The organism is Oryzophilus luti, from assembly GCF_059726245.1.
Window position 1 is genome coordinate 2,753,199 of record NZ_AP040874.1, and the last position, 13,147, is coordinate 2,766,345.

At 62.8% G+C, this 13,147-nt stretch carries 11 protein-coding genes; 5 read left to right on the forward strand and 6 right to left on the reverse strand.

All coding sequences use genetic code 11. The features are described from left to right. Window positions 1-59 precede the first annotated feature (59 nt). The 6 genes from glnD to AC6IZO_RS11810 all read right to left on the reverse strand — a co-directional run bounded on the left by glnD (window position 60) and on the right by AC6IZO_RS11810 (window position 6,823). Window positions 60-2,627, reverse strand: a complete 2,568-nt coding sequence (gene glnD, locus AC6IZO_RS11785; protein WP_497804993.1) for a [protein-PII] uridylyltransferase — start codon at window positions 2,625-2,627, stop codon at window positions 60-62. A 58-nt stretch (window positions 2,628-2,685) separates the two neighbouring features. After that, complete coding sequence (locus AC6IZO_RS11790) at window positions 2,686-3,024, reverse strand: P-II family nitrogen regulator (RefSeq protein ID WP_497804994.1); 339 nt, start codon at window positions 3,022-3,024, stop codon at window positions 2,686-2,688. 63 nt (window positions 3,025-3,087) lie between these two features. Then, window positions 3,088-4,500, reverse strand: coding sequence for an ammonium transporter (locus AC6IZO_RS11795; RefSeq protein WP_497804995.1), 1,413 nt, complete (start codon window positions 4,498-4,500; stop codon window positions 3,088-3,090). 336 nt (window positions 4,501-4,836) lie between these two features. Further along, window positions 4,837-5,274 carry a YkgJ family cysteine cluster protein gene (locus tag AC6IZO_RS11800; protein ID WP_497804996.1) on the reverse strand — a complete coding sequence of 146 codons (438 nt, stop codon included), beginning with the start codon at window positions 5,272-5,274 and terminating at the stop codon, window positions 4,837-4,839. A 72-nt stretch (window positions 5,275-5,346) separates the two neighbouring features. Further along, window positions 5,347-5,703, reverse strand: coding sequence for a PilZ domain-containing protein (locus AC6IZO_RS11805; RefSeq protein ID WP_497804997.1), 357 nt, complete (start codon window positions 5,701-5,703; stop codon window positions 5,347-5,349). A gap of 286 nt (window positions 5,704-5,989) precedes the next feature. Further along, complete coding sequence (locus AC6IZO_RS11810) at window positions 5,990-6,823, reverse strand: HAD-IB family phosphatase (RefSeq protein ID WP_497804998.1); 834 nt, start codon at window positions 6,821-6,823, stop codon at window positions 5,990-5,992. A 211-nt stretch (window positions 6,824-7,034) separates the two neighbouring features. Here AC6IZO_RS11810 and AC6IZO_RS11815 point away from each other — a divergent pair, with 211 nt between their 5' ends. From AC6IZO_RS11815 to ilvA, 5 genes are all read left to right on the forward strand, one after another. Then, window positions 7,035-7,346, forward strand: a complete 312-nt coding sequence (locus AC6IZO_RS11815; protein ID WP_497804999.1) for a chorismate mutase — start codon at window positions 7,035-7,037, stop codon at window positions 7,344-7,346. A gap of 67 nt (window positions 7,347-7,413) precedes the next feature. Further along, window positions 7,414-8,433: a 3-deoxy-7-phosphoheptulonate synthase gene (gene aroF / locus AC6IZO_RS11820; RefSeq protein ID WP_497805000.1), complete on the forward strand. Its 1,020-nt coding sequence runs from the start codon at window positions 7,414-7,416 to the stop codon at window positions 8,431-8,433. A gap of 4 nt (window positions 8,434-8,437) precedes the next feature. After that, window positions 8,438-9,898, forward strand: coding sequence for a hypothetical protein (locus AC6IZO_RS11825; RefSeq protein WP_497805001.1), 1,461 nt, complete (start codon window positions 8,438-8,440; stop codon window positions 9,896-9,898). A gap of 158 nt (window positions 9,899-10,056) precedes the next feature. Continuing rightward, entirely contained in the window at window positions 10,057-11,481 is a 1,425-nt protein-coding gene (locus AC6IZO_RS11830; RefSeq protein ID WP_497805002.1) for a C45 family autoproteolytic acyltransferase/hydrolase, read from the forward strand. Between the two features lie 330 nt (window positions 11,482-11,811). Next, on the forward strand, window positions 11,812-13,020 hold the full coding sequence (gene ilvA / locus AC6IZO_RS11835) for a threonine ammonia-lyase (RefSeq protein WP_497805003.1): 1,209 nt from the start codon (window positions 11,812-11,814) through the stop codon (window positions 13,018-13,020). Window positions 13,021-13,147 lie beyond the last annotated feature (127 nt).

Genomic DNA, 13,147 nt, shown 5'->3' on the forward strand with positions numbered 1-13,147 from the left:
TTGACGGCAGCGGCACAGGGCGGTTAGCGAAGGTCTCCACAATTCCGGAAAAAATCTTCTCAGGCCACGCTCTGGTCGCTGACCAGCTCGTCAATCAGCACGCGCTTGAGCTTCTGCTGCTCCTGCGGCGTCAGCTTGGCGCCCTTCTGCGTCAGGTAGAAGACGTCAATGGCCATCTGGCCCTGCGTATCCACCAACGCAATCTCAATGTTGCAGCCGGAGAGCGAGAATCGGCGTGAAATGAGGTGGAGCAGGCCGGGGCGGTCCTGGGTGACGATCTCCAGCAATGTGGAGTGCGGCGAGGATTCGTCATCAAAGTTCATGGATGTATCAATATCAATCTTCGCCTTCTGCGGCTGCGGACGGCGACGCTCCATCAGCTTTTCAACCGTGGTGCGGCCGTCAATCACGTCCTCCACCGCCTTCTGGAAGCGCTCCCACTCCTGCACGTTCAGCTCAAGGGTGCGGAAGCGGTCGCTGAACAGGAAGGTGTCCACCACCACGCCGGAGGCGTTCGAGAAGACGTCGGCCTTCTGCACGTTCATGCCCCAGGAGGCAAGCGCACCGCAGACGTTGGCGAAGATCATCGGGCGGTCCTTGGTCACCAGCGTCAGCTCGAACAGCGAGCCATTGCGCTTGAGCGCAGTCTGCACCGGCGCCGACTGCAGCCGCGAGGCCATCTCAATGTGCTGCATGATCTGTTGCGCCGAATTCACGCTGAGGTAGCGCTGTGGCAGCCCGTCCAGAAAATTCTTGAGCCGCTTGCCGTAGACAGGCGCGAGGGTGCGCACGCGGGAGTGCGACTCGGCCTCGGCGTCGCCGCGGATGCGCTCCTCGTCGAGCGAGCGGTTGAGCACGTTGGCCGTGGCCATGTAAAGGCGGTAGATGTTCTCGGCCTTCCAGGGTGTCAGCGCCTCGGGGCTGACCGAACGTATATCCGCCCAGGTGAGCAGGCACAGCATCTTGAGCCGCTCGGTGTTGCCGACCACGCGGGCAAAGCTGCGCAGGTTGGGCACGTCGAAAATATCCCGCCGCAGCGCGGAGGACATCTCAAGATGCGCGCCGATGAGGAACTCCACGGTCTCGCGCTCCTGCTCATCCAACCCCAGCCGCTCCAGCGCCGGACGCGCCAGCACGAGGCTCTGCTTCACGTGGTCATCGCTCTCCACGCCCTTGCCAATATCGTGCAGCAGCAGCGCCAGCAGCAGAATGTCCTGCCGCTCGAGTTCGGCGAACAGTTCGGCAAACCCCTTATCGGCGTCGTTCTTGCTCGCGGCCAACTGGTGCAGGCTCTCGATGGTCATGAAGCTGTGCTCGTCGACCGTGTAGCGGTGGTATAGGTCGCGAAGCACGAGCGCGTCCACGCAGCGGAACTCGGGAATGAGCAGCGTGAGCACGCCAAGCTGCTGCATGGCACGCAGCGCAATGGCCGCGTGCGGACGCGTCAGAATGCTGCTCAGATAAATCCACCAGCCGCTGCCCTGCTCCAGGGCCGTCACAATCTGCGGCAACACCTGTTTGACGCGCTGCTCGGTGGAGGTAGCCAGCGGAATGCCGTGCTGCGCGGAGAACTCAAACAGCCGCAGCAGCAGATCCGGGTCGGCGATGGCCGAAGGCTGCTGCAAAAACAGCTTGCCGCGGACCACCGAGAAATCGGCGTTCGAGATGCGCCCGCGCCAGCTCTGGAAGCTCTTGTAGAGCGAAGACTGCGCGGCGGCAACGTCGTCCAATACCTGGCGCGAAAGGTGGTCGACCGAGCGCGCTTCGCGGAAGTAGGCGCGCATCCACTCGGCGGGCGTGGTGGCCGTGCCGCCCAGGCCAAGCCCGCGCGCGGCGGCCTCTTCCTGCGCCTCCCAGCTCAGGTTGTTTTCATCGCGTCCGGCGCGATAGTGCAGAAAACAGCGGACGCTCGAAAGGAAGCGATAGGCCTGCTCGCAGGAGACACGCACATCCTGCGGCCAATTCGCGTTGGGAGACTCCCACTGGCGGCTGCGCGCGAAGTGCGCCACCTGCGAAAGCCAGCACGACACGTTGTAGTCGCGCAGCCCGCCGGGACCTTCCTTCACGTTCGGCTCAAGGTGGAAGATCGTCTGCCCATACTTGGCGTGGCGGTCTTCATTGATCTCGCTGAGCCGCTGCGATAGCTCGCTCTGCTCGCGGGCGGCAAGCTGCGGCACCACTTCGTCATGCAGCTTGTCGTAAAGCTCGCGCGAGCCGCAAAGGTAGCGGCAATCAAGCAGAGAGACGGTGAATTCGGTGTTTTCGCGGCGGAACTGGCCGCACTGCGCCAGCGTGTGCGAACTCGGACTCAGCCGCAAACGCAGGTCCCAGGCCTGCTGACTGAAGGCGCGCACGGCTTCGCGCAGCTCGGGGCTGGGCGTTTCGGTGCCGAACAGAAACAGCAGGTCAACGTCGGAGGAAGGAAACAGCGCGCCGCGCCCGTATCCACCGAGCGCGGCCACTGCCAGTTGATTGGAATCGGCCACCGGGGCCAGGTACTGCTCCCACAGCCGCAGCATCAGCGCGTCCACGGCCAGGGTGCGCGAGGCCATCGCCACCAGCCCGTCGCCGTCGGCGTCAAACTGCGCGCGGATGCGGTCGCACTGGGCGGCGTACCAGTCGCGCAAGGGGGCGCCGACCTCAAGTGCTCGAACCTGACTCCACATAGTTGCGGTCCCGAGGGCGCTACAGAGCGCTCAGCCCCCGTTCGTCGTTGCGGATACGGATGGCATCATCGATCTTGCTGAGGAAGATTTTACCGTCGCCGATCTTGCCGGTGCGCGCGCTGGTCACAATGGCCTGCACCGCAGGCTCCACCAGCTCGTCGCTGATGACCATCTCCAGCTTCAGCTTGGGCAGAAGGTCGACCGAGTACTCACGGCCGCGGTAGAACTCCGTGTGGCCCTTCTGGCGTCCGTGGCCACGCACTTCCAGCACGGTCATGCCGTCCACGCCCACTTCGAGCAGGGCTTCCTTCACCGCGTCCAGCTTGGCTGGCTGTATGACTGCTTCCAACTTCGTCATTCCCATAAGAATCTCTCTCTCAGTAAGGCTCCGCGACGGGCGCGGGCAGGTTGCTTCGGTTGCTTAATTGGCCGGAGCGTTTTCGCCCCACGAGTAACCCTCTTCGCCGTGCTGCGACAGGTCCAGGCCCTGCGCTTCGTGCTCTTCGCTCACCCGCAGACCGATTGTCTTGTCCACCAGGAACAGCAGCACCAGCGTGCCCACAATGGCCAGCGCCCAGGCAATGGCGACGCCGCCGAGCTGGTTCAGCACCTGCATCGGGTTGCCGTCGATCAGGCCCGTGGCCTTGCCGTCACCGAAAATCGGGTTGATCGCTTTGACGGCAAAAACGCCGGTCAGGATGGCGCCCATCGTTCCGCCCGCGCCGTGCACGCCAAAGGCGTCCAGCGAATCATCGTAGCCGAACTTGGACTTGACCACCGCCACCATGAAGAAGCAGAAGATGCCGACGATGAAGCCGATCACCAGCGCCCACATGGGCGTAACAAAGCCCGCCGCCGGCGTGATGCCGACCAGCCCGGCCACCGCGCCGGAGATTCCACCCAGGGCGCTCGGCTTGCCGTTCTTCAACCACTCAGCCAGCAGCCAGCCCAGCGTGGCGGCCGCCGCGCCAAAGTGCGTGGCCACAAAAGCGCTGGTAGCCAGCGCGCCGGAGTTCAGCGCCGAACCGGCATTGAAGCCGAACCACCCAACCCACAGCAGGCAGGCGCCAATAAAGCTCAACACCACGCTGTGCGGCAGCATGGCCTGCTTGGGATAGCCCAGCCGCTTGCCCATGTACAGCGCGCACACCAGGGCCGAGACGCCGCTGGTGATGTGCACCACGGTGCCGCCGGCAAAGTCGAGTGTGGGGATCTTGCCGCCCAGCGCGGCGTTCAGCAGGCCTCCCTTGCCCCACACCATGTGCGCCATCGGCGAATACACGACCAGCGACCACAGGGTGAGGAAGACTGCCATGGCACTGAACTTCATGCGCTCGGCAAAGGCGCCGGTGATGAGCGCCGGGGTGATGATGGCAAACATCAACTGGTAGACCATGAAGGTCGCCGCCGGAATGGTCGGTGCGTAGTCGGCGTCCGGCAGGGCGCCCACGCCCTTCAGGCAGATGTTGTGCACGCCTCCGATGAAGGAATTGCCCGCGCCGAAGCAGAGCGAATAACCGATGACGCCCCAGACCACGGTGATGATCGCCATCATGGCCAGCGACTGCATCATGGTGCCGAGAACGTTTTTCTTGCGCACCAGGCCGCCGTAGAACAGGGCCAGTCCGGGACCGGTCATCAGCAGCACCAGGGCCGAGCAGACCAGCATCCAGGCGTTGTCGGCGTTGAAGCGGGCGTCGGCGGCGCTCTTTTCGAGCGCAGCCAGCCGGGCATCCGGAGAAACAGGGGCCGGGGTGGCCTGCGCCAGCAGGCAGCTGCAACAGGCAAGGGCGACGAGCAAAACCAGCACGAGTCTCAGTGAAAATTTGCGCATGGGCGAGTCCGGGACTCCATTTCTTACGAAGCAAGATAAGCGTTCGGGGTTTCCCCACGAGGCCGCACGCCGGTACCTGCCGGAGACGGAAGACAGAGCCACTGGGTAAACTCCGCGGGCAGGATACAAGGGTGCTTTGTACTTTCATACCTGCCCGCAAGCCGTGAGGGAAATCAAAACTCTTTATGAGGGGTATAAGGGCGCACTATGGCCGGAAATCGCCGCAATTCACGCTGAAAATGCGGGAGGTTGCGGCTGGCCTGCTCGTAGTTGAGCACAAAAGTGTGGCAGATCAAAAGGCTGCTTGGCGGGCACACGCAGCCCGCCTGCAAACCGTCACTCTTCGTACATGCGCGGGAAGGCCGCGCGCATCTCGTCGGCCTGGGCGCGAACAGCCTCAATCTGCACCAGAGGCCCCTGGCCGATGCCGGGACAGAAAGCCGCGGTCTTGCGCCACTCCTTGGGGTCGCCGAGCAGCTCAGGCCAATACGGAAAGGTGCGGCACTGGGTCGGCTTGGCCTCGTGAACCGAGCAGCCGTCGGGACGCAAGAACGGGCATTGCGCGTGCGGAGAACGTCCGCCGTGCGGCTTGCGCAAGCGTGCCGTGTGCTTGGTGCGATAGACAAACAGCTTTTCAAACCGCCGCGCGCTCATGCCAAGGAATGCCGCCAGACGGGCGATATCCTCGTCCGAGACGTAGATGAAGCCCTCGCGCTCGCAGCATTTGAGGCAGCCCGGCTGGCACGCGAAGCGGATTGGCTCGCTCAGTTCCATGAACAGCATGCTAACGGGAAACGCAGGAGTACGGGAAGGAGGAACGGCTTACGGCTGGGAGACGCTCGGAAATTACTTTTGACGTTCGAGGAGGATTTGTCCGACGCGGCGAATCTCCTCGACTTCCGTCGGAGTCAGATCCTTGAATTCCACGCCATAGCGAAAGCCGTTGCGGTTACGGATGACGCCGCGCACGCCAAGCAGCTTGCGCGATTTGGGAAGCTGAAACTGGATGCCGACCTCGGCGCCAATCGCCAGTTCGAGCGGCGCGTAGAGCGCCATGCCCCCCTCGTTGATGTCGTGTCCGCGCGCAGGAGTGATTTCCTCACCGACAAAAACGTGCACCGTGATGTTCGACGGAATGCGGCGGAAACGCCGCACCTGATCATACTTCTGGTTCTCCATGATTCGCGCCGGATCACCTACCATGCACTCTCCCCTTTTAACCGGGCCTCCGTGCAGAATTACACACCACTTCCGAGTTGCACACACTATATGCCGTCAACGGCAAACACGCCACCCCACTTGAGTAGAACCGGCCGAATTAACAGAATTCTTATCTTCACGGAGCCTGCGCGGAACCGGGTGAGAACGGCGAACGCCGTGCAGCACGTCCGGCAGCATCGCCCAATGCGCGGCTCGGCAAAAAAGCAAAAGCCCCGCTTCCACAAAAAGAAAGCGGGGCCTGCATTGTGCGGATGACGATTCGATCCGGTTACTTTTCCTTCTCCACCACGGCAACTTCGCCGAGCATGGGGCGAAGCGTCAGCTTGTCGGTGTGCACCTTCTCCCACTCCTGAATCTGGTAGCCGTGCTCGTTGAAGAACGAGCGGATCTCCGTGGCGTTCCATCCCACGATCTCTTCCAGAATGGGGATGACGACCGAGAAGGCGTCATCGGCAAGGATGGACCGCTTGGCGATCGGTGCCAGGAAGCGGTTCTCCGAGACGGCGATGGTGAATCCGTCGCGGCGGTTGACGTGCAACATCACATGCACATCGCTCGATCCATCACCGACGTAGATGATGTGGTCGGGACTGATGCAAAGCTCCTGCTGCAGGCGGTCAAGCGCCGCCACCTTGCCGTAACCGGCAGTGACGCGCTGAATGGTCTCGATCTCGCCCTTGGCGTTGTACTTGAACTCGGTGCCGAAGACGTGGTCGGCGGGCACAATGCCGTCGAGCGCCGCGCGGATGACTTCGACCGGTCCGGCGGAGATCACGTAGAAGTCGAACTCGTAGCCCGGAATTTCCTGGCTCAACGACTTGTAGAGCAGGTCGATGCCCGGCTTCAGGCGCACCTTGCGGCCCACTTCATTCAGCATGTCCTTGCGCACGCGCGAGCGATATTCAGGGTCGTGCAGCAACAGGTAGGCGAGTTCACCACCCTGCTGCACCAAATTCAGCTGCGCCATGCCGCGCGCCTTGCGCTCAAACTCATGCGCGGGAATGCCGATCATCTCGGCCAGGACCTGACCCGAGTCATTGAAGCTCAAGGTCTGGTCAAAATCACTTGCAAACAGATACCGCTGTATTCTCATTTCACTCATAACAGTTCCAACGAACATTCCGATATTTATCCATTTATAGGATACCTTCTTTTGATTCGCCTGATGGCCCCGGCGATTATGAAAAGCTCGTATCGGATGCATAAACAGAACGAATCAGGCAGCTTACCCGCTTTGGAAGCTGTTGGATACGGGGATTCATCCTAGACCCGGCCACACCATTTCCTGTAAGGTCACTGCTACGGGATCCATCATGAGCCTTGCCGACGAAAGAGACCGAATCGACGTGCTGGACGCCCAACTGGTGCAGCTTTTGAATGAGCGCGCCAAGTGCGTCTGCCGCATCGGAGAGATCAAGCGTCACTCCGAGATGCCTATCTACGAGCCCACGCGCGAGCAGGAAGTGTTCGACAACGTGCGTCGCAACAACCACGGGCCGCTCTCCAGCACCGACCTGATCCAGCTCTACGAGCGCATTATCGACGTCATGCGCAAGATTCAGCGCGAGCAGCAACTGGCCGAAGAAGAGGCCGAGCGCAACCACGGCAAGGGCAGCAAGGCCTGAGCCGGCGCTGTGCCGCGCCGGGGACTTCCGTACGCAGTTCAGCGCAACCTTCGAGGGGATAGCAGTCATGATTGTGGCAATGGCCGAACGCGCCACCGAAAAAGAAATTGAAAACGTTATTGAGCAGTTGACCGACATGGGCTTCACCGTGCACCGCTCCACCGGCTCCGAACAGACGGTGCTGGGCGTGATCGGCGCCACCAAGGAAGTGGATACGCGCGTGCTCGAAGTGCTGCCCGGCGTCAGCCACGTACACCGCATCACCTCGCCCTACAAGCTGGCCGGACGCGGCTTTCGGCCGGAAGGCACAATCGTCAAGCTGCCCAACGGCGTGGAGATTGGCGGCACCGATGTGGTGGTGATGGCCGGCCCGTGCTCGGTCGAGAACCGCGAGCAGATTTTCACGGTCGCCATGCAGGTGGCCAAGGCCGGAGCGCGCGTGCTGCGCGGCGGCGCCTTCAAGCCCCGCAGTTCGCCCTACGCATTCCAGGGCCTGGGCGTGGAAGGCCTGAAAATGATGCGCGAGGCCGCCGACGCCAACAAGATGGCGGTCATCAGCGAGGTCATGGAGATTTCGCAGATCGAGGAAATGTTGCCCTACGTCGACATCTTCCAAGTGGGCGCGCGCAACATGCAGAACTTCAACCTGCTGCGCGAACTCGGCAAAGTCACCAAGCCGGTCATGCTGAAGCGCGGCATCGCCGCTACCTATGAGGAACTGCTGCTGGCCAGCGAGTACATCCTCAGCGGCGGCAATTATGACGTCATCCTGTGCGAGCGCGGCATCCGTACCTTTGAGACTTTCACGCGCAACACCATGGACATTGCCGCCATCCCCATCCTGCACAAGCTCTCGCACATGCCGGTGACGGCCGACCCGTCGCATGGCACGGGCCTGCGCGACAAGGTGGCCCCGATGGCTGCGGCCTCCATCGCCGCCGGAGCCGACGCGCTCATCATCGAGGTGCACCCGAACCCGGACAAGGCCCTGAGCGATGGTGCGCAGTCGTTGCGTCCGGAGCAGTTTGAAATCCTGATGTCACAGATGCGCGCCATCGCGCCGGTGGTGGGCCGAGGCATTGCCTAGCACAATGCAACACGAACACGAATTACCGGCGCCCTCCGCAGAGCGGGGGGCGCTGGCCGCTTCGGGCAACTTTCTCCGCGCAAACTGGCTTGCGGCATGTGCCGTCTCCGGGCTGTTGCTGCTGCCCGCGTGGTGTCAGCGTCTGGTGCAGGCCGGCGATTTGGGCAGCCACGTCTACAACGCCTGGCTCGCGCGGCTCATCCGCGCCGGCAAAGCGCCGGGGCTGTGGATTGCACCGCAGTGGAGCAACACGCTGTTTGACCGCATGCTGGAGTTCGCCACCGGACACTTTGGCTTCCCGGTGGGAGAAAAAGTTGCAGTCTCCGGCGCGCTGCTGCTGTTCTTCTGGGGAACCTTTGCGCTGTGCAGCGCCGCCGCCAACCGCGCGGCCTGGCGCGTGACGCCGCTGCTGATGATGCTCGCCTGGGGCTGGAGCTTCAGCGTCGGCTTCTTCAACATGTACCTCTCGCTCGGGCTGTGCTTCTGGGCGGTGGCGTTGTTCTGGCGCGGACGCGGCTGGGAGTTGCTTCTGCTGGCTCCGATCTACGCACTCACCACCATGGCGCACCTGCTGGGTACGGCGGCGGCTCCGGGACTGATCTTGTTCCTGTGGCTCGCCCGCTCGCTGAAGCCCCGATACGTGGTCTGGCTGGGCGCCTTCTCGGTGGCAACCGTGGGCGGTACGCTCGCGCTGGTCAGCCGTCGGGTCAACTTCACGCCCTACACATTGGGAACCCATTTTGTGCCGGGTGGCGCAGCGCAGTTCATCACCGTCAGTAACACGTCCATTGCTGTGGCGGTTCTTTACACGTTGTTGCTGGTGGCGGTGGTCTTGGCCTGGCTGCGCAGGAGCACGCGCGAGGAGCGCACTGCGCAGGCCACGCTGCTGACGCTGTGCGTGACGGTCATGCTCATCAACTGGATGTTGCCGCCGGAATTCGACAGCACGAAGCTGGGCGCGATGGGCTACCTGCCGCTGCGCATCAGCATCTTCCCCGCCGTGCTGAGTTGCGCCGTGCTGGGCGTCTGTACCGTGCGCCGCTGGCAGGTGGCAGCCTACACGCTGCTGGCAGCGGTTTACTTTGGCGGCTATATGCATGACGTGACGGAGTTGAACCGCTACGAGCAGCGGCTGGAACAGGCGGTCTCCAAGCTGCCCCCGAACAGCCGCGTCATCTCCGGCATCCATCCGGGCCTGGCGCGCTTTCCGCAACTGCACATGCTGGACCGCGCCTGCATCGAACGCTGCTGGCTCTATGACGACTACGAAATCACGGCCCGCCAATTCCGCATCCACGCCGCACCCGGCAATGGCATCGTTGCCACCGATAGCGAGGACGAGGCTGAGATGGAGTACGGCACATACTCCCCCCATCCCGACGAGCTGCCGCTCTACCAGATTGTGGACCACGGCGACGGCCATCCGGTAGCCATCGCGCTGAAAGCCTCCCCGGAAGACGAATAGCACCAGATTCGCGAAAGGTGTGCCCAGGACAAGGCCGGGCATTGTTGCCCGGCGATGAGAAGGCCGGGCACACTCACAGGAAAATTGATCTGGCATCGCACCGGTTGCGTTTCGCGGGCGCACGCGTTACCCTGCACCAATTCCACAAGGGGGAGACCATGCGCTTTTGCCGTATTGCATTGCTGTGCCTGATTGCTTTTGCAACCCTGCCCTGCGCGGCTGCCACCAAAACCACCAGTGAAGCATCGCTGAAGAAGGCTTACCGCTTCGAGCGTGCCCACTGGATTTACCTGCATCTGGAGGGCACGCCGCACGAGGTCGGCTACCAGCACGGATACTTGCTGGCACCGGAGATCGAAGACGCCTTCAAGGTGGTCCGCCTGAACAACGTGCACAAGGTCAAGCGCGACTGGAGCTGGTTCCGCTCCACGGCCAAGACCGTCTCGTGGCCGCACATCGACAAGGAATACCAGCAGGAGTTGCAGGGCATTGCGGACGGTCTGAAGGCGCGCGGCGTGGCCATGGACCTGTGGGACGTGGTGGCCTTGAACCTGATGGAAGAACTCGGCGACTACTACGCTCCCATCGTCGATAAGCAGGAGAAGCGCGCCGCAGCCCCGGTGCTGAAGGCGCCCGGCAACTGCAGCGCCTTCGTCGCCACCGGCTCATGGACCAAGGACCACAAGCCGGTCATTGCGCATAACAACTGGACGAACTTTGCCTCCGGCGAGCGCTGGCGCATCATGTTTGACATTGTTCCCGCGCACGGCTACCGCGTGCTCATGGACGGCTTCCCCGGCGTCATTGCCAGTGACGACGACTTCGGCATCAACGCCGCCGGCATGATGGTGACCGAGACGACCATCACCGGATTTGAGGGCTACGACCCGAAGGGCGTGCCCGAGTTTGTGCGCGCGCGCAAGGCCATGCAGTACGCCGACTCCATCGACAAGTACGTGGAGATCATGCTGGCGGGCAACAACGGCGGCTATGCCAACGATTGGCTGCTGGCCGATACGCGTACCGGTGAGGTCGCACAGCTTGAACTCGGCCTGAAAGTGCACAAGCTGTGGCGCACCAAGGACGGCTACTTCGTGGGTTCGAACTTCCCGAGCTCCCCGGAGCTGATTGCCGCCGAGGCGCCGTTCGACGTGAACGATCACGGCAACTCGCCCAACGCGCGCCACAAGCGCTGGGATGAACTGATGCAGAAGAACAAGGGCAACATCGACGCCACGCTGGCCGAGCAGTTCCTGGCCGATCACTTTGACAGCTTTGAAGGCAAAGAAGACGCCAATGAGCGCGCGCTCTGCGGACACATCGAGGTTTCTCCGCGCGGCGTGAAGGAGTGGGACTGGCAGGCGTTTTATCCGGGCGGCGCCGTCAACGCCAAGGTGGCTGACGCCGCGATGGCGAAGAAGATGTCACTCCGCGCACGCGCCGGGCGCAGCTGCGGCGAGGACTTTCTGGCCGAACCATTCCTGAAGGCGCATCCGGAGTTCGAGTGGCAGCGTCCGATTCTGCGCGACATGAAGGGCAATCCGTGGGCGGATTTCAAGGTTTCCGACCACGCGTCGAAGTAGGAAGCAGCGTTTGCATTTCGGCACCCAGGGCCGGCGGCAGGCGGTGAAACGCTTGACGCGCGGCTCCGGTTGCCTGTATCAAAGAACTACGCCATGAATTGCGGAAGCACCAACGCGAGCGCCTTTGCTGCCAGCAGCAGCCGCGCCGCCGTGTCCGCCATTCGAATTTCCACCATCGCCATTATTCGTGCGATTGCGATCGCACACGCGGGTGGAGAGGCGCACTAGGCAGAGTTCAAGTTCACACGAGCCAAGCCACCACCCGCCAAGCGGATGGTGGCTTTCGTATTTTGCGGCCACTTCAAATCGAGGGCCGACGAGAGGAACCCAATGGTCACGCTGAAAGACATACAGGCGGCACGCGAGCGCATACAGGACTCCATCGCCGTTTCGCGCTGCACGCAGTCGCACTCGTTCACCCGCATGACAAGCAACCAGGTGTGGCTGAAGTTCGAGAACCTGCAGCGCACCGGCAGCTACAAGGAGCGCGGCGCGCTGAACAAGATCCTCACCCTCACAGAGGAGGAGAAGAAGCGCGGACTGGTGGCGGCTTCGGCGGGCAACCACGCGCAGGCCGTGAGCCACCATGCCACCCAGCGCGGGCTGGCGGCGGAGATTGTGATGCCGCTGGCCACGCCGCTCAACAAGGTGATGGCCACGCGTCGCTTTGGCGGCGAGGTGGTGCTGCATGGCGCCAACTACGACGAATCCTGCGAGGAAGCGCTGCGACGAGCCGCCGAACAGGGCCGCACCTTCATCCATCCATTTGACGATGACGCCGTCATCGCCGGACAGGGCACGCTTGGGTTGGAGCTGATGGAGCAGTGTCCGGACATGGAGGTGCTCGTCTGCGCCATCGGCGGCGGCGGCATGATCAGCGGCGCGGCCTGCGCGGTGAAGGAGCTGAACCCGCGCGTGCACGTCATCGGCGTGCAGACCTCGCGACTGCCTTCAATGAAGGCCGCAGTGGCCCAGGGCGAGGCTGTGACGCTGCCGGTGGCGAGCACGCTGGCCGATGGCATTGCCGTGCGCCGCGCCGGGGAGCGCACGCTCGAGATGGTGAAGCGCTATGTGGACGGCATTGTGACCGTGGAGGAAGACGAAATCGCCAGCGCCATTCTTCTGCTGCTGGAGCGCGAAAAAACGCTGGTGGAAGGTGCCGGAGCCGCGCCGGTAGCGGCCTTGCTGCATGAGAAGATTCCGTTTACCGGTAAGAAAGTGTGCGCCGTGCTCAGCGGCGGCAACCTCGATGTTTCGATTCTCTCGCGCATCATCGAGCGCGGCCTGGCCGGCGACGGACGGCTGATCCGCCTGCGCGTCTACCTGCCCGACTACCCTGGCGCTCTGCATAAGCTGACCGGCGTGCTGGCCGAGCACCGCGCCAACATTGTGCAGACCAGCTACGACCGCACCTACTTCGGTGTGGACCTGGGGCACACCGCCATTGACCTGACGATGGAGACGCGCGGCGCCGAACACCAGCAGAAGCTGATGGCCGCGCTCAGCGGCGCGGGTTACCAGTTCGAGCGCATCGAATAGAGGGGAGGCACTCCGGCGTAACCGGGCTCCGGGGTGTTACTCTAGACATTACCCCCGACATTTGCATGAGCCAGCCAATTCAGCCTCTGGGACTAGAGTCCGCGCCAAACGGCCAGCCACCGGCGGC